The 16,038-nt window shown below is 59.2% G+C and carries 12 protein-coding genes and 1 pseudogene; 4 read left to right on the forward strand and 9 right to left on the reverse strand.

Going from position 1 to position 16,038, the window contains the following annotated elements:
* Window positions 1-45: 45 nt before the first annotated feature.
* From PSJE_RS02485 to PSJE_RS02525, 9 genes are all read right to left on the reverse strand, one after another.
* Window positions 46-1,518: a mannitol dehydrogenase family protein gene (locus PSJE_RS02485; protein ID WP_090455316.1), complete on the reverse strand. Its 1,473-nt coding sequence runs from the start codon at window positions 1,516-1,518 to the stop codon at window positions 46-48.
* 16 nt (window positions 1,519-1,534) lie between these two features.
* Entirely contained in the window at window positions 1,535-2,638 is a 1,104-nt protein-coding gene (locus PSJE_RS02490) for an ABC transporter ATP-binding protein (RefSeq protein ID WP_090455314.1), read from the reverse strand.
* Between the two features lie 164 nt (window positions 2,639-2,802).
* On the reverse strand, window positions 2,803-3,633 hold the full coding sequence (locus PSJE_RS02495; RefSeq protein WP_090455312.1) for a carbohydrate ABC transporter permease: 831 nt from the start codon (window positions 3,631-3,633) through the stop codon (window positions 2,803-2,805).
* Between the two features lie 8 nt (window positions 3,634-3,641).
* Window positions 3,642-4,568: a carbohydrate ABC transporter permease gene (locus PSJE_RS02500; RefSeq protein WP_090455310.1), complete on the reverse strand. Its 927-nt coding sequence runs from the start codon at window positions 4,566-4,568 to the stop codon at window positions 3,642-3,644.
* Window positions 4,569-4,722: 154 nt separating this feature from the next.
* Entirely contained in the window at window positions 4,723-6,033 is a 1,311-nt protein-coding gene (locus PSJE_RS02505) for an ABC transporter substrate-binding protein (protein ID WP_090455308.1), read from the reverse strand.
* Window positions 6,034-6,393: 360 nt separating this feature from the next.
* Entirely contained in the window at window positions 6,394-7,299 is a 906-nt protein-coding gene (locus PSJE_RS02510) for an AraC family transcriptional regulator (protein ID WP_090455307.1), read from the reverse strand.
* Window positions 7,300-7,360: 61 nt separating this feature from the next.
* Window positions 7,361-8,251, reverse strand: a complete 891-nt coding sequence (locus tag PSJE_RS02515; protein ID WP_057714768.1) for a phosphatidylinositol-specific phospholipase C domain-containing protein — start codon at window positions 8,249-8,251, stop codon at window positions 7,361-7,363.
* A 105-nt stretch (window positions 8,252-8,356) separates the two neighbouring features.
* Window positions 8,357-9,655: a glycosyltransferase gene (locus PSJE_RS02520; RefSeq protein WP_090455305.1), complete on the reverse strand. Its 1,299-nt coding sequence runs from the start codon at window positions 9,653-9,655 to the stop codon at window positions 8,357-8,359.
* Window positions 9,656-9,729: 74 nt separating this feature from the next.
* Window positions 9,730-10,092, reverse strand: a complete 363-nt coding sequence (locus PSJE_RS02525; protein ID WP_090455303.1) for a response regulator — start codon at window positions 10,090-10,092, stop codon at window positions 9,730-9,732.
* A 247-nt stretch (window positions 10,093-10,339) separates the two neighbouring features.
* On the opposite strand from PSJE_RS02525, the gene PSJE_RS02530 reads away from it, so the two are divergent.
* From PSJE_RS02530 to PSJE_RS02545, 4 genes and pseudogenes are all read left to right on the forward strand, one after another.
* Window positions 10,340-13,831 carry a response regulator gene (locus tag PSJE_RS02530; protein WP_090455301.1) on the forward strand — a complete coding sequence of 1,164 codons (3,492 nt, stop codon included), beginning with the start codon at window positions 10,340-10,342 and terminating at the stop codon, window positions 13,829-13,831.
* The gene (locus PSJE_RS02535; protein ID WP_057714771.1) at window positions 13,831-14,664 is read left to right on the forward strand and encodes a CheR family methyltransferase; all 834 of its coding nucleotides are present in this window, start codon (window positions 13,831-13,833) and stop codon (window positions 14,662-14,664) included. Before PSJE_RS02530 ends, PSJE_RS02535 begins: the two co-directional genes overlap by 1 nt.
* Window positions 14,661-14,789, forward strand: a pseudogene (locus PSJE_RS02540) (chemotaxis protein CheB); the annotation flags it as partial. The gene PSJE_RS02535 and the pseudogene PSJE_RS02540, both read left to right, overlap by 4 nt.
* A 41-nt stretch (window positions 14,790-14,830) precedes the next feature.
* The gene (locus PSJE_RS02545; RefSeq protein ID WP_090455300.1) at window positions 14,831-16,012 is read left to right on the forward strand and encodes a hybrid sensor histidine kinase/response regulator; all 1,182 of its coding nucleotides are present in this window, start codon (window positions 14,831-14,833) and stop codon (window positions 16,010-16,012) included.
* Window positions 16,013-16,038 lie beyond the last annotated feature (26 nt).

A 16,038-nucleotide genomic window follows, 5' to 3' on the forward strand; every position in this document is an offset into this window, starting at 1 on the left:
GGAGCGGGTTTGCTCGCGAAGGCGGCAGCAGGTCCACCGCAGGACTTACGCCAGCACCCGTTCCAACGTCCGCGACACCCCAACCTCGCGCAAACTGTTGCAGCACCACTCAAACGCCGCGACAAACTCCGGCGAGCGCGCAATGGCCGTACCAAAAATCTCCTCGACCGCCAGCAAGCGCTGGGTAATCAGCACATCATCGGCCACCAGTGCCTGGCAGAACGCCGCCCGCGGATCCGCAATCGTGTAGGTCTCGCCCTGTTCATCCACACCTTTGAGATACAGCGCCCAAGCCGCCACCACCAACGCCGCACGCCGGGTCTCGCGGCCATCGGCGATCAAGCGGTTGATGGTCGGTACGGTGAATTTCGGAAACTTCGACGAACCGTCCGAACACACCCGTTCAAGCTGATCGGCAATCGCCTGATTGGAGAACCGCGCCACCAGGGTGTTCTTGTACTCGGTCAGGTCGATTCCCGGCACCGCCGGCAGCTGTGGCGTCACGTCCAGGTCCATGTAGGCGCGCATGTAGCGCACGAACAGCGGGTCGTTCATGGTTTCGTGGACGAAGCGGTAACCCTTCAGGAATCCCAGGTACGTCAGCGCCAGATGACTGCCGTTGAGCAGCTTGATCTTCATTTCTTCGTAGGGCGTGACGTCGTCGGTGAATTGCACGCCGACTTTTTCCCAGGCCGGGCGACCGTTGACGAACCTGTCTTCCAGCACCCATTGCGCGAAGGGTTCGCAGACCACCGGCCAGGCATCGTCCACGCCATGCCGGTCCGCCAGTTGCAGGCGATGGAGGGTGCTGGTCATCGGTGTAATGCGGTCGACCATGGCGTTGGGGAAACTGACGTTGGCGTCGATCCAGTCGCGCAACTGGCTGTCGTGCAAGGCGGCAAAGGCCAGCAGGGCCTTGCGGGTGACGGCGCCGTTGTGCGGCAGGTTATCGCAGGACATCAGGGTGAAGGCCGCTGTGCCAGCTGCGCGGCGCTTGGCCAGTGCGGCACACAGGAAGCCGAACACGGTTTTCGGTGCGCCAGGGTGCGCCAGGTCATGCTGGATCTGCGGCAAGTGCGCCATGAACTCGCCGGTGCTGTCGTCGATGCAGTACCCGCCTTCGGTGATGGTCAGCGAGACGATGCGGATCTCGGGGCTGGCCAGTTTGTCGATCAATGCCTGGGCACTGTCCTCGGCCAGCAGCATGTCACGAAGGGCGCCGATCACCCGCACTTCGGTGTCGTCGCTATCGCCGAGTTCGAACAGGGTGAACAGATAATCCTGATCCTTGAGATCGTCACGGGCGCGACGGTCTTCAGCGCGCAGGCCGACACCGCAGATCGCCCAGTCCAGGCCTTCGCCGGCATTCATCAAGGCGTCGGTGTAGTACGCCTGATGGGCTCGGTGGAAACCGCCGACCCCGATGTGCGCGATGCCTTGGCGGGTCTCGCCCAGGGCGTAGGCGGGCAGGACCACTTCAGGGGCGAGGCGGTTGAGGTTGAGTTGGTTCAATTTCATCGCAGGCTCTCTGAAATCAGGCAGCAACGCGCAACGGGCGGGTTAACGCCACGCCGTCGGCATCGAATAAATGGCAGTGTTGCGCATCCAGATGCAGGCTCAGGGTTTCACCGTAGCGGCTGGCCAGATCCCCGCGAACGCGCATGGTCAGGGCTTCGCCGGATGCCGTCCGGACGTGGCAGAAGGTGTCGCTGCCCAGGCGCTCGCTGACATCGGCGGTGACCTGCAAGGCGCAGTCGCCGGGTTTGGCCAGTTCCAGGTGCTCTGGGCGAATACCCAGCGTCACCGCACTCCCGACGCTCAGATGCCTGCCGCCCAAGGGCAGGCTGACGCGGGTTCCGGCGTCGAGTTGCACTTCACAGCCCTGGCTGTCGACGCGGGTGACCTTGCCCTTGAGGAACCCCATTTTCGGTGTGCCAAGGAAACCGGCGACGAACAGGTTGGCCGGCTGGTGATAGAGATCCAGCGGCGAGCCGACTTGCTCGATCTTGCCGCCATTGAGTACGACCACTTTGTCGGCCATGGTCATTGCTTCGACCTGATCGTGAGTCACGTAGATCATCGTGGCTTGCAGTTCTTTGTGCAGGCGCAACAGTTCCAGGCGCATCTGTACCCGCAGGGCGGCATCGAGGTTGGACAACGGTTCGTCGAACAGGAAGATTTTCGGGTTGCGCACGATGGCCCGGCCAATCGCCACGCGCTGGCGCTGGCCGCCGGACAGTTGCTTGGGTTTGCGCTCCAGCATCGGCCCCAGTTCGAGGATGCGCGCCGCTTCGCTGACCTTCTTCTCTACTTCGGCTTTCGCCACGCCGGCCAGGTCGAGGGCGAACGACATGTTCTTGCGCACGCTCATGTGCGGGTACAGGGCGTAGGTCTGGAACACCATCGCCAGATCGCGCTTGGCCGGGCTCACTTCGGTGATGTCGCGGCCGTCGAGTTCGATGGTGCCGCCACTGACTTCCTCCAGCCCGGCGATCAGCCGCAGCAGCGTGGATTTGCCGCAGCCCGACGGGCCGACGAATACCACGAACTCCTTGTCGTTCACCTCCAGGTCGATGCCCTTGATGATGGAAAAGCCTTCGAAGCCTTTTTGCAGATTCTTGATTTTCAGGTTGGCCATGGTGATGGGCCTCCGTTTGTTTTTATTCAGTTGAACCAGGTGGGCTTTTTTGTGGGAGCGAGCTTGCTCGCGATGAGGGTGTATCCGTCGGCATTGATGCTGACTGACCCACCGCTATCGCGAGCAAGCTCGCTCCCACAGGAGTCGCATTCGGTTAGCGGTATTCATTTCACGGCGCCGAACGACAGGCCGCGCACCAGTTGTTTCTGGCTGACCCAGCCGAAGATCAGGATCGGCGCACAGGCCAGGGTCGAGACGGCCGACAATTTGGCCCAGAACAACCCTTCGGGGCTTGAGTACGAGGCGATCAATGCGGTCAGTGGCGCGGCTTTCGACGAGGTCAGGTTCAGCGACCAGAACGCCTCGTTCCAGCACAGGATCAACGACAGCAGCACCGTGGATGCCAGGCCGCCCTTGGCGATGGGCAGCAACACCCGGAGCATCTCCTGTGCCAGCGTTGCGCCGTCCAGCCGCGCGGCTTCGAGGATGTCCCTGGGGATGTCCTTGAAGTAGGTGTAAATCATCCAGACCACGATCGGCAGGTTGATCAGCGTGTAGATGACGATCAGCGCGATCCGTGTATCGAGCAGGCCGAAACTCTTCGCCAGCAGATAGATCGGCATCAGCACGCCCACCGGCGGCAGCATTTTGGTGGAGAGCATCCACAGCAGCGTGCCTCTGGTGCGTTGGGTTTCGTAGAAAGCCATGGAGTAGGCCGCCGGCACCGCGATCAGCAGGCACAGCGCGGTGGCGCTGAAGGAGATCACCACCGAGTTCCAGGCGAAACTGAAATAGTCGCTGCGCTCGTTGATGTGCAGGTAGTTCTCCAGCGTCGGCATGAAGATGAACTGCGGCGGCGTGGCGAAGGCATCGATTTCGGTTTTGAAACTGGTCAGTACCATCCAGAAGATCGGAAAGAAGATCAGGATCGCGATGGCCCAGGCCAACGTACCGAGCAGCAGGCTTTGCAAACGACGGGATTGTTGAAGAGTCATGGCAGGCCTCAGGCTTTGTCGGTCAGGTTTTTGCCGATCATCCGCACCAGGATGATCGCGGCGATGTTGGCGATGACCACGGCGATCAGGCCGCCCGCCGAGGCCATGCCGACATCGAACTGCACCAGCGCCTGGTTGTAGATCAGGTAGGCGAGGTTGGTCGAGGCGTAGCCGGGACCGCCGTTGGTGGTGGTGAAGATTTCGGCGAACACCGAGAGCAGGAAGATGGTTTCGATCATCACCACCACCGCAATCGGCCGCGCCAGGTGCGGCAGGGTCAGGTGCCAGAAAATCGCGATGGGCCCGGCACCGTCCAGGCGCGCGGCTTCTTTCTGTTCCTGGTCGAGGGACTGCATGGCGGTCATCAGGATCAGGATTGCGAAGGGCAGCCATTGCCACGAGACAATGATGATGATCGACAGCAGCGGGTAGTGCGCCAGCCAGTCCACCGGTTGCGCGCCGAACAGCTTCCAGACGTAGGCGAGAATCCCCGACACCGGATGGAAAATCAGGTTCTTCCAGATCAGTGCGCCCACCGTGGGCATGATGAAAAACGGCGAGATCAGCATCACCCGTACGATGCCGCGACCGAAAAACTCACTGGCCTCCAGCAATGCACTGATCAGCACGCCGAATACCACACTGATCAGCAGCACGCTGCCCACCAGCAACAGCGTGTTGGTGGCGCCGGGCACAAAGCCGGAGTCGGTGAGGAAGTAGGTGAAGTTTTCCAGGCCGACGAACTCGTTCTCGCCGGGGTTGAGCAAGTTGTAGCGAATCGTCGAGAAGTAGACGGTCATACCCAGCGGTACGATCATCCACAACAGCAGCAATGCCACCGAAGGGCTGACCAGAAACCAGCCGGGATTGGCCACGCTGCTTTTGCGCTGCGGCTGGGCAATGTCCATGTGAGCTTTTGCAGTTGAGGTATTCATGGTGTTAAACCGAATGGGTACAGGCAATGAAGATCAACTGTGGGAGCGAGCTTGCTCGCGATAGCAATCTGTCAGCCGACATCACTGTTGAATGTCATGGACTCATCGCGAGCAAGCTCGCTCCCACAGGGAACAAGGGGCAGGCTACTGCCGGTTACTTGGGATAACCCGCGCGCTTCATCTCGCGCTCGGTGGTTTGCTGGGCCGCCGCCAACGCCTGGTCGACCGTGGTCTGGCCGATCAGCGCCGCCGAGAAGGATTTGCCGACCTGGGTGCCGATGCCCTGGAACTCGGGAATGGTCACCAACTGGATGCCGATGTACGGCACAGGTTTGGCGCCCGGCTTGCTCGGGTCCGCGGCCTTGAGCGATTCCAGCGTGACCCTGGCGAACGGCGCGGCACTCATGTACGCCTCGCTGTAGGTCGAGGCTCGGGTGCCCGGCGGCACGTTGGCGATGCCGTCTTTTTCCGCGACCAGTGCGCCGTATTCTTTGGACGTGGCCCAGGCGCTGAAGGTTTTCGCTGCGTCCTTGGCCTTGGAACTGGTCGGAATGGCCAGTGCCCAGGAGTACAACCAGGCCGAGCCCTTGTCAGTGACCTGATGCGGCGCATAGGTGAAGCCGACGTGATCGGTGACCTTGCTCTGGGACTTGTCGGTGACGAACGAACCGGCGACGCTGGCATCGACCCAGATCGCGCATTTGCCACTATTGAACAGCGCCAGGTTTTCATTGAAACCGTTGCTTGACGCCCCCGGCGGGCCGGATTTCTTCATGGTGTCGACATAGAAGTTGAGCGCGTTTTTCCATTCGGGACCGTTGAATTCCGGCTGCCACTTTTCATCGAACCAGCGCGCGCCATAGGCGTTGGCCACGGTGCTGATCAGCGCGATATTCTCGCCCCAGCCGGCCTTGCCGCGCAGGCAGATGCCGTACTGTTCCTGTTCGGGTTTGTTCAGTTTGGCGGCGAACTCACCGATCTGCTCCCAGGTCGGGCGCTCGGGCATGGTCAGGCCGGCGTCCTTGAACAGGTCGGTGCGGTAATAGGTGATCGAGCTTTCGGCGTAGAACGGCAGGGCGTACAGCTGGCCTTTGACCGACAGGCCTTCGCGCACGGACGCAAACACGTCGTCGAGGGCATAACCAGCCGGCAAATCCTTCATCGGCTCCAGCCAGCCCTTGGCACCCCAGAGTGCGGCTTCGTACATGCCAATGGTCAGCACATCGAATTGCCCGCCCTGGGTGGCGATGTCGGTGGTCAGGCGCTGGCGCAGGACGTTTTCTTCGAGGACCACCCAATTGAGCTTGATGTCCGGATGCTCGGCCTCGAAGGTTTTCGAGAGCTTTTGCATGCGGATCATGTCGCTGTTGTTGACGGTGGCGATGGTCAGGGTCTGTGCGCCAAGGCTGACGCTGCTGAGGGTCATGCAGGTGAGGGCAAGCAGGGCTTTTACCGAAGGTTGCATCGTGCACTCCTTTTCTGCACCCGGCGGGCTACAGAAGGACAGTTATTGTTTTTGTGTCTTCCGAAGGCAGGAAGAATGTGCGCTGATTACATCCTTCAATCGAGGGCGAGACAAATCATCCATCGCACTTCAATTGATACTTTTTTGCACTGAAGTTTTGAGGGGTAGACGCAGGGAAGGGCTTTTCAGCGAAGGAGGGGTATTGAATCCGTACAGGTTTCAGGGGGTAACGCTGTACCTGTGGGAGCGAGCTTGGTCCGGGCGGCGATCCGACGATGGCGGTGTATCAGGTTAATAAATGTCGACTGACACGGCCTCATCGCGAGCAAGCTCGCTCCCACAGGAATTTGAGGCGTGTCTTCAACCCAGGTTTTGCTCGGTCAACCGCTGCACCACCAGCCGCCGGTAATGCGAAGGCGTCATGCCCTTGAGCTGCTGGAAGCGCCGGTTGAAGTTGGAAATATTGTTGAAGCCCGATTCGAAGCAGACGTCAGTCACCGGCTTGTCGCCATCGGCCAGCAACTCGCAGGACTTGCTGATGCGCAGGCGATTGACGAATTCGATGAAATTACGCCCGGTGGCCTGCTTGAATACCCGGCTGAAATACGTCGGCTTCATGCCCAGATGCTCGGCGACCTCTTCCAGCGTCAAGTCCCGGGCGTAGTGGGCAAAAATGTAATCCACCGCGCGGTTGGTGCGATCGATGTTGTGCTCGTCCGCCAGTTGCGGGGTTGTGGCACCAGAGAGCAATTGGTAGTCGTCGGTGGCCGCAAGCAACTCCAGCAGAATGAAAAAGTGCCCGAGCCGGGTCATACCGGTGGTATCGGCGATGCGCTGCATCAGGTCCATCGCCTTGTCGATGGTGTGCTTGCAGCGAAACTCGATGCCGTACTGCGCGCGCTCCAGCAGCGGTGCCAGGGCCTTGAGTTCGGCGAACACCTGATAGCCACTATCGAACAACTCATCGGTGAAGTTGACCAGCATGTCGCGCTTGGGTACCACTTCATCCTCGGCCACCTGGCTGATCCAGTTGTGGGGCAGGTTGGGGCCGGTGAGAAACAGTGTCCGGGGATAGAAGTTGCCGATGTAGTCGCCGATGAACACCTTGCCGGAACTGGCGACGATCAGGTGCAGTTCGTATTCCTTGTGGAAATGCCAGCGCACCAGAGGGCAGGGGAAACCGTGCTGGCGATAGATGATGGACAAGCCGTTGTGGTCGTCCATCAACTCATAGGAAGGATCGGTGACTCTGGCGGTACGGGTCATGTCAGGGCGCTTGTGTAGTTATCCCGCCCCGATCATGCCTCTTGCCGGATGGATAGCGCTACTACCGCCGGTGCGTCTGTTCGTGCAAGGCACGGCCGTAAACCGCTTTCATGCTGGTGGCGCTCCAGCAATAACGAACGATGTCGGACTCGTCGAAAAAATCGGTGCTGATGATGCTGCAACGCGTGACCCAGTTTCTCGTGGTGTCGAACCAGTCGTTGATCTGCCGCTTGATATTTCCGGGCCCGCCGAGCAGCGAGTAGGTAGTCGCGGACAGTGACCAGAGGAAGGTTTCGTAGGGCGCATCTTCCAGGGTTTGCGCGATGTAGCGTTGCAGCTCGGCAGGGGCGGAGAACGCGTTGTCGCGCCATTTGTGCGGGATGCGAGGCCAGAAGTACTCGCCATCGAGCGCCGACAGGGCGGGTGCCGCCATGATCACCCGGCGATGTGGGCTCGCACTTTTGAGTTCTCCAACCGTTTTGAATCTGTCGCCTGGAAGGACGGCCCGCAGCCCTAGACGTCGCACGAGCCAGTCACTGAACCTTTCATGATCGAAAGGTTTATTGCCATCAGCCAGTTGATGGAAGTCCAGCACGATAAATTCGTCCGGGTTTCGATCAAGGAACAGCAGTACCGCGTCGATCAGATCGTCCAGGGCGCGGTGCGAGCGAAAGCCGTTGTGGTGAAAGTAGAAGCCCGATCGAGCCGCACCGGCGGTGTAGCCCAGACGGATATCAAAGGCGCGGGCGCCGTTGGCCAGTTGCCAGGAAAAAGTGTCGTTCTGACAAATCGTCCAATGGCCGAGCACCGCATCGTGGTTGGGCGCTTTTTTGTCCATTCCGGCGTTATGCACGCCAGGCCAGACGATATCGGTGAGTTTGAGTTGATTGATTTCGAGGGTGCTGCTCATCCAGGTTTGCTTGTCGAGCAAACCACGCGTATTGCTGGTCATGGCCATTCCTTGTGCGAATCACCCCATCCATTGGGTGTGAAGCGGTCAGATTAACCGGTCGGGCACAGCAATGGCGGTAACTATGTATTGCACAAGAAAAGTGGGCTACTCCTGATTCAGTCGGTTCTTCGCCTCAATCCATTGCGCCATGTATTGAGTACTCTTGTGCTGGTGATGACGCAGCATGCTGCCGGTAAAGTTATCTCGTCTTATGTTTGCCAGATTCTGCTGGCAATCGACCAGCCGCTGGATCAGGGCCGGGCCATGAACGGTTTTTCGGTAGCGACTGGCAAGCAGGGTTTTCCCGTGCGCCTGGGCGTCCAGCCAGCGCGTCTTGTCGTTGTGCAGTTGCACGGCATGATCGGCGAACTCGCGTGCCGAACGGGTCACTGCACCGGGCCATGCCTCTTGATCATGCATCGCCTCGGCACCCACTGGCGTCGTCACATTCGGCGTGCCACAGAGCATCGCATCGACAATCTTGCCTTTGATTCCCGCGCCAAAACGCAGCGGTGCCATACAGACCCGCGCCGACGACATGACTTGCAGGGCGTCTTCTGCCCAGTTCATCACATGAAAACCCTGGGCCGGGTTGTGCAGGGCGGTCGCCTTGGGTGGTGTGTAGGCACCATAGATATGCAATTGAGCGCCGGGTATCTGCTCGCGAATCAACGGCCAGATAGCGCTTTTCAACCAGAGCACCGCATCCCAGTTGGGCGCATGGCGAAAGTTACCGATATGAAGAAAGTGTGCCCGGTCTTCGAACGGTACCGATGCACGGGACGGAACATCGACCATCAACGGGCACCAGTGCAGCAGGTTGCGGGGAAACCTGAACTGCTCGACCAGCAATTCGACTTCCACTTCGGAAACCATCAGCGTCAAATCACAACGATAAAATGAGGCGATCTCGCGCTTCGCCAGATCGGTATCAGCCATGTGTTCGAACTCTTCGCGCGCCGCTGGGGCGAACAGTTCGTTGAAGTCATTGTTGTCGTCACTGGCCTTCAAACGCTCCTTGAGGCGTTGATGCCGACCCAGCCTCAGGCTTTGCAGGTCGCAACTTTCGAGCACGCGCAAGGCATCGGGGCAATGCTTCTCGACCCGCCAGCCGAACTGTTCCTCCATCATGAATTGATCGAACAACACGATGTCAGGCGCCAGTTCACTGATGAATGCGTCGAAACTGCTGTTGTTCAGCTCGATAGGTACTTCGTCAATACCCAACGCTGTCAGGTCCGCACGTTGCTCGCCGAAGCCTGCCGGGCTGCTGAACGTGATGTCCCAGCCCTGGTCCAGGAAAACGTCGAGAATCTGCATGACATGCCCGCTGGCCGCGGAAGAGCGGGGCTCGGGCCAGACGTAACCAATGACCAGGACTTTGGTTGCGCGGGGCTCAATCATGTACGGGATTTCCTTGAAGCGAAGACAGGGCAGGGATGAAAAAGGCGCGCATTAAACCACAGCGCAGCGCAGCGTCACTCGAGAATGCATTTGACCTTGTCGCGCAACTGATCAATGGAGAAGGGTTTGCCGATCAAGTGCATGCCTGGAGGTACTTCAATGCTTTCGGCATAACCGCTGGCGAACAGGATGGGCAGGTCAGGGCGTAACGTGCGGGCGAGGGTGGCCAGTTCGCGACCGTCCATGACCGGCAGGCCAACATCAGTCATCATCAGGTCAATGTGTCGGTTCAAGTCCTTGAGGAAATCCTGTGCCTGTTCGCTGCCATCGGCTTCCAGCACCTTGAATTCCAGTTCTTCCAGGACGTCGACGATCAGCATGCGCACGATGGCATCGTCTTCGACGACAAGGATGGTGGAGCCGTTGGCGGATGACATGGTCGAGTTCCCGAAAAAGATTGGTATTGCCGGTCGCTGGAAATCACCGGCCTCTTGCATGAGTAAGTGGCGGATCCCGACAAGTTCCCTGCGCGATGGAAAAAGGATTGGCGGTACAAGCCAGGCAAGGATAACGCGGGAGCAGCGCAATGTAGGACCTTGCGCGCAAACATGTCAGATAATTGGATCAATTTGCCAGTTTTGGGGCAAACTCCTTGCATTCTGACAGTTCGACAAGGCCTGCCCCATGACCTCAGCGTCCTCGGTTGATGAGCAACGATTTCGTAAACTCCTGAGCCGTAACATCAGCCTGCCGTTGGGTTTGGGTCTTATCAGCGCTGTGTTTTTCGTGTCGCTGATCAGCTATTTACTGTCGACCATCCAGTGGGTGGAGCACACCGACCGGGTGATCAATAACGCCAATGAAGCGGTCAAGCTGACCGTGGATCTGGAAACCGGGATGCGCGGTTTCCTGCTCAGTGGCGACGAGCATTTCCTCGATCCGTACGAAACCGCCAAGCCGCGCATCGCCGTGGCGCTCGACACCTTGCTTGAACTGACCGCCGACAACCCGGTGCAGACTGATCGCTTGCTACGGTTGCGAGCCTTGCAGCTGGAGTGGACCAACTACGCGCAATCGATGATCGATTTGCAGCGCAGCAGCGGTGATTATCGCGCCATCGTCAAGGCCGGACGCGGTAAGCGCCTGACCGATGAAATTCGCAAGCAGTTCGAGGAAGTGATCGACACCGAGCAACAGTTGCGCGCATCGCGCAATGACGAAGTGCGCGGCACCACCATCATGAGCATCAGCCTCTACCTGTTGTTTATAGCGGGGGTCAGCGGGTTGCTGGCGTACGTCGGGCGCCGCGACTTGTTGACCCTGTCGCAGAACTACAGCGTCAACCTTGCCGCCCAACAGGCCAGCGCCCATCGTCTGGAGCAACAGGCCTGGCTGCGCAACGGCCAGACCGAGCTGGCCGAGCAGGTGCTGGGACAATTGAGCCTGAGCATGCTGGGTCGCAATATCCTGCAATTCTGCGCGCAGTACCTGGGCACCGCCGTGGCGGCTATTTATGTGCGCGAAGACCATGGCGGCCTCAAGCGCATCGCCACTTATGGTTTTTCCCGTGAACAGGAAGGGCGTGAACAGCAGATCTACAGCGAAGAAGGCATTGTCGGCCAAGTGGCGCAACAGGCACGGCTGATTCGCCTGGACGAGGTGCCGGGAGATTACTTCAAGGTCAGCTCCGGCCTCGGTGACGGTTTGCCGTGCAGTGTGCTGGTGGTGCCAACCAGCGACGACGAGCGGGTCAATGGCGTGATCGAGTTGGGCTTTCTGCGTCCACTGACCGACCGTGACGTTGAATTGCTTGAGCTGATTGCCGGCAACATCGGCACCTCGATCGAGGCGGCACGTTATCGCCAGCGTTTGCAGGAGGTGTTGGCCGAAACCCAGCAACTCAACGAAGAACTGCAGGTTCAGCAGGAAGAACTCAAGACCGCCAACGAAGAGCTCGAAGAGCAGTCGCGGATTCTCAAGGAGTCCCAGGCGCACCTGGAAACCCAGCAGGTGGAGCTGGAGCAGACCAACGAACAACTCGCCGAGCAGGCAGAAGTACTGGCCGAGCAGCGCGACGCCATGGACCTGAAGAATACCGAACTCAATCAGGCCCAGATCCAGCTCGAAGAACGCGCGGTAGAATTGCAGCGCTCGAGCAAGTACAAGTCCGAATTCCTCGCCAACATGTCCCATGAGCTGCGCACGCCACTGAACAGCTCGTTGATCCTGGCCAAGCTGCTGGCGGAAAACCCGGAAGAGAACCTCACTGCCGAGCAAGTCCAATTCGCCGAGTCGATCTACTCCGCCGGCAACGACTTGCTCAACCTGATCAACGACATTCTGGATATTTCCAAAGTCGAGGCCGGCAAGCTGGAAATCCGTCCGGAGAACACCAGCGTGGCGCGCCTGGTGGATGGCCTGCGCGGCCTGTTCCAGCCATTGGCAACGGACAAGCAACTGGATTTCCGGGTGGATATGCAGGACGGTGCGCCGTTGATGCTGTTCACCGATCGCCAGCGTCTGGAGCAAGTGCTCAAGAACCTGCTGTCCAACGCGGTGAAATTCACGCAAAGCGGCAGCGTCAGCCTGTCCGTCGCCACGGCGCCGAATGACGGCATCGCGTTCAGCATCCGCGATTCCGGGATCGGCATCGAGGTGGATCAGCACGAAAGCATCTTCGAAGCGTTCCGTCAGGCCGACGGCACCACCAATCGGCGTTACGGCGGCACCGGGCTGGGGTTGTCGATCTCCCGTGACCTGGCGGCCTTGCTCGGCGGCTCCATCAGCGTGACCAGCACGCCGGGGCAGGGCAGTGTGTTTACCCTGGTCTTGCCACAGCAGTACGTGGAACCGGGCGAAGTGCCTGTCGAACCGATGCGAGCCGTTCCTGTGGCGGCTGTGTCGAGTGTATTGCCGCCCACGTTGTCGCCATTGGTGGCCGAAGTCGACATTCCGCGCTTCGACGACGACCGCAACAAAGGGCCGTTCACCAAACGCTGCATTCTGGTGGTGGAGGATGAGCCGAACTTTGCGCACATCCTCTACGACCTGGCCCATGAACTGGGTTATCAGTGCCTGGTGGCTCACGGCGCCGACGAAGGCTACGACCTGGCCAAGGCGTTCATCCCCGATGCGATCCTGCTGGACATGCGCCTGCCGGATCATTCCGGCCTGAGCGTGCTGCAACGTTTGAAGGAACACGCCGAAACCCGGCACATCCCGGTGCATGTGATTTCGGTCGAAGACCGGGTCGAGGCGGCGATGCACATGGGCGCCATCGGCTACGTGGTCAAACCGACCACCCGCGAGGAACTCAAGGACGTGTTTGCACGCCTTGAGGCCAAGTTGACCCAGAAGGTCAAGCGCGTGCTGCTGGTCGAGGACGACGATGTGCAGCGCGATAGCATTGCCCGCCTGATCGGCGACGATGACATCGAGATCACCGCCGTTGGCCTGGCACAGGAGGCGCTGGACCTGCTGCGCTCATCCGTCTTCGATTGCATGATCATCGACCTCAAGCTGCCCGACATGCTCGGCAATGACTTGCTCAAGCGCATGTCCACCGAAGACATCTGTTCCTTTCCGCCCGTCATCGTCTATACCGGGCGCAACCTGACCCGGGATGAAGAGGCCGAACTGCGCAAGTATTCGCGTTCGATCATCATCAAGGGCGCACGCTCGCCGGAGCGGTTGCTGGATGAGGTGACGCTTTTTCTGCACAAAGTCGAATCACGGTTGTCCCATGAGCGGCAGAAGATGCTCAAGGTCGCCCGCAGCCGCGACAAGGTCTTCGAAGGCCGCAAGGTGCTGCTGGTGGATGACGATGTGCGCAACATTTTCGCCCTCACCAGCGCGCTGGAGCAAAAGGGCGCAGTCGTGGTCATTGGCCGCAACGGCCGCGAAGCGATTGAACGATTGAATGAGGTGCAAGACATCGATCTGGTGTTGATGGACGTGATGATGCCGCAAATGGATGGTTATGAAGCCACCGTTGAAATCCGCAAGAATCTGCGCTGGCGCAAGCTGCCGATCATCGCCGTGACGGCCAAGGCCATGAAGGACGACCAGGAGCGCTGCCTGCAGGCCGGCGCCAACGATTACCTGGCCAAGCCCATCGACCTCGATCGCCTGTTTTCGCTGATTCGTGTGTGGTTACCGAAGATGGAACGTATCTAGTGGAGCGCAATTTTTCAGTGGATCGAAACAGCGAAATCGAACTGCGGTTGTTGATCGAGGCGATCTATCTCAAGTACAGCTACGATTTTCGCGATTACTCCGGCGCTTCGATCAAACGCCGGGTCGACCATGCGTTGAGTCAGTTCGAGTGCAACACCATCTCGGCGTTGCAGGAAAAGGTCCTGCACGATCCCGCGGCGTTCATGCAACTGCTGCAATTGCTGACCATTCCGGTCAGCGAAATGTTTCGCGACCCCTCGCACTTCCTGGCCATCCGCAAGGAAGTGGTGCCGCTGCTGCGAACCTACCCTTCGATCAAGATCTGGATCGCCGGATGCAGCACCGGTGAAGAGGTGTATTCGATGGCCATTGTGCTGCGCGAAGAAGGCCTGCTGGACCGTACCATCATCTACGCCACCGACATCAATCCGCGCTCGCTGGAAAAGGCCAGGCAAGGGATTTTCTCGATGGAGAACGTCCGCGCCTACACTGCTAATTACCAGCAGGCCGGTGGCCAGAGTTCGTTTGCCGACTACTATACGGCGGCCTATGGGTACGCGATTTTCGACAAGACCCTGCGCGAGAACGTGACCTTTGCCGATCACAGCCTGGCGACGGACAGCGTATTCTCCGAAACTCAATTAATTTCATGCCGTAACGTACTGATTTATTTTAATAAAAGTCTTCAGGGTCGAGCGTTCGGGCTGTTTCATGAGTCCCTCTGCCATCGCGGTTTCCTGGTGCTGGGCAGTAAGGAAACCCCGGATTTCTCAGCCTTCGGCGATCAGTTCGAGCCGCTGGTCAAACAAGAACGGATCTATCGAAAATCATGAAAAGTGCAACGAAAATGCCGGCTATCGAAGCGATCGTGATCGGTGCCTGCGCCGGTGGCGTCGAGGCGCTGTTGAACATCCCCGGCCCGCTGCGCGAAGGCTTCGCACTTCCGATTATTCCTGTACGCGGCATCGGCCGTCTGCTTGTCGAGCTGGAACGAATCGCATGCTGAGTAATATCCAGGCCAAACTGCTGATCGTGGACGATCTGCCGGAGAATCTGCTGGCACTCGAAGCGCTGATCAAGCGTGAGGACCGCATTGTGTACAAGGCGCTGTCCGCCGACGAGGCCTTGTCCCTGTTGCTGCAACACGAATTCGCCTTGGCCATCCTCGATGTTCAGATGCCCGGCATGAATGGCTTCGAGCTGGCCGAGTTGATGCGCGGCACGGAAAAAACCAGGAACATCCCGATCGTTTTCGTCAGCGCCGCCGGGCGTGAACTCAATTACGCCTTCAAGGGCTATGAAAGCGGTGCCGTGGACTTCCTGTACAAACCGCTGGACCTCCAGGCGGTCAAGAGCAAGGTCAATGTGTTCGTCGACCTCTATCGCCAGAGCAAGGCGATGAAGGAACAAGTGCTGGCCCTTGAGCAAAGTCGCCGCGAACAGGAGACCCTGCTCAAGCGATTGCAAAGCACTCAACTGGAACTGGAGCAGGCGGTACGCATGCGCGATGACTTCATGTCCATCGTCGCCCACGAAGTGCGCACGCCGCTCAACGGCCTGATCCTTGAAACCCAGTTGCGCAAGATGCACCTGGCCCGGGACAACTCCGCCGCCTTCACTCTGGACAAGATGCACGCGATGGTCGACCGCGACGAGCGGCAGATCAAAAGCCTGATTCGATTGATTGAAGACATGCTCGATGTCTCGCGCATTCGCACCGGAAAGTTGTCGATCCGGCCCAAGCGCTTTGACCTTTCAACGCTGGTTGGCGAGCTGTTGCACAACTTTTCCCAGCAGATCGACGCCGCCGAAGCGTCGGTCTCGCTCGATGCCACGCAACCGGTGATCGGAAACTGGGACGAGTTTCGAATTGAACAGGTTATTTCCAATCTGCTGACCAACGCCTTGCGCTACGGGGCCAAGAGCCCGATCTCGGTCAAGGTCTACTGTGAAGGTGGCCAGGCGTTGGTGGACGTGCAGGATCGAGGGATTGGCATCAGCGAGGAAAACCAGAAGCGGATCTTCCAGCAGTTCGAGCGGGTATCGGCCAGGCACGCCGTCGCCGGGCTGGGCCTGGGATTGTTTATTTCAGAGCAGATTGTGGCCGCCCATGGCGGTACTATTACCGTCCAGAGCAGGATCGGCGAAGGCGCCTTGTTTCGCGTTTGTCTGCCGCTGTAGGAAAACAACCGGATAAACGCAACCTC

The organism is Pseudomonas jessenii (assembly GCF_002236115.1).
In the GTDB taxonomy this organism is placed as follows: domain Bacteria; phylum Pseudomonadota; class Gammaproteobacteria; order Pseudomonadales; family Pseudomonadaceae; genus Aquipseudomonas; species Aquipseudomonas jessenii.

Coding starts and splice junctions, on each gene's coding strand:
- PSJE_RS02525 (WP_090455303.1), bottom strand. CDS start 10,092: ATGTCATCCGCCAACGGCTCCACCATCCTTGTCGTCGAAGACGATGCC.
- PSJE_RS02485 (WP_090455316.1), bottom strand. CDS start 1,518: ATGAAATTGAACCAACTCAACCTCAACCGCCTCGCCCCTGAAGTGGTC.
- PSJE_RS02515 (WP_057714768.1), bottom strand. CDS start 8,251: ATGACCAGCAATACGCGTGGTTTGCTCGACAAGCAAACCTGGATGAGC.
- PSJE_RS02505 (WP_090455308.1), bottom strand. CDS start 6,033: ATGCAACCTTCGGTAAAAGCCCTGCTTGCCCTCACCTGCATGACCCTC.
- PSJE_RS02520 (WP_090455305.1), bottom strand. CDS start 9,655: ATGATTGAGCCCCGCGCAACCAAAGTCCTGGTCATTGGTTACGTCTGG.
- PSJE_RS02530 (WP_090455301.1), top strand. CDS start 10,340: ATGACCTCAGCGTCCTCGGTTGATGAGCAACGATTTCGTAAACTCCTG.
- PSJE_RS02510 (WP_090455307.1), bottom strand. CDS start 7,299: ATGACCCGTACCGCCAGAGTCACCGATCCTTCCTATGAGTTGATGGAC.
- PSJE_RS02495 (WP_090455312.1), bottom strand. CDS start 3,633: ATGACTCTTCAACAATCCCGTCGTTTGCAAAGCCTGCTGCTCGGTACG.
- PSJE_RS02500 (WP_090455310.1), bottom strand. CDS start 4,568: ATGAATACCTCAACTGCAAAAGCTCACATGGACATTGCCCAGCCGCAG.
- PSJE_RS02490 (WP_090455314.1), bottom strand. CDS start 2,638: ATGGCCAACCTGAAAATCAAGAATCTGCAAAAAGGCTTCGAAGGCTTT.
- PSJE_RS02545 (WP_090455300.1), top strand. CDS start 14,831: ATGCTGAGTAATATCCAGGCCAAACTGCTGATCGTGGACGATCTGCCG.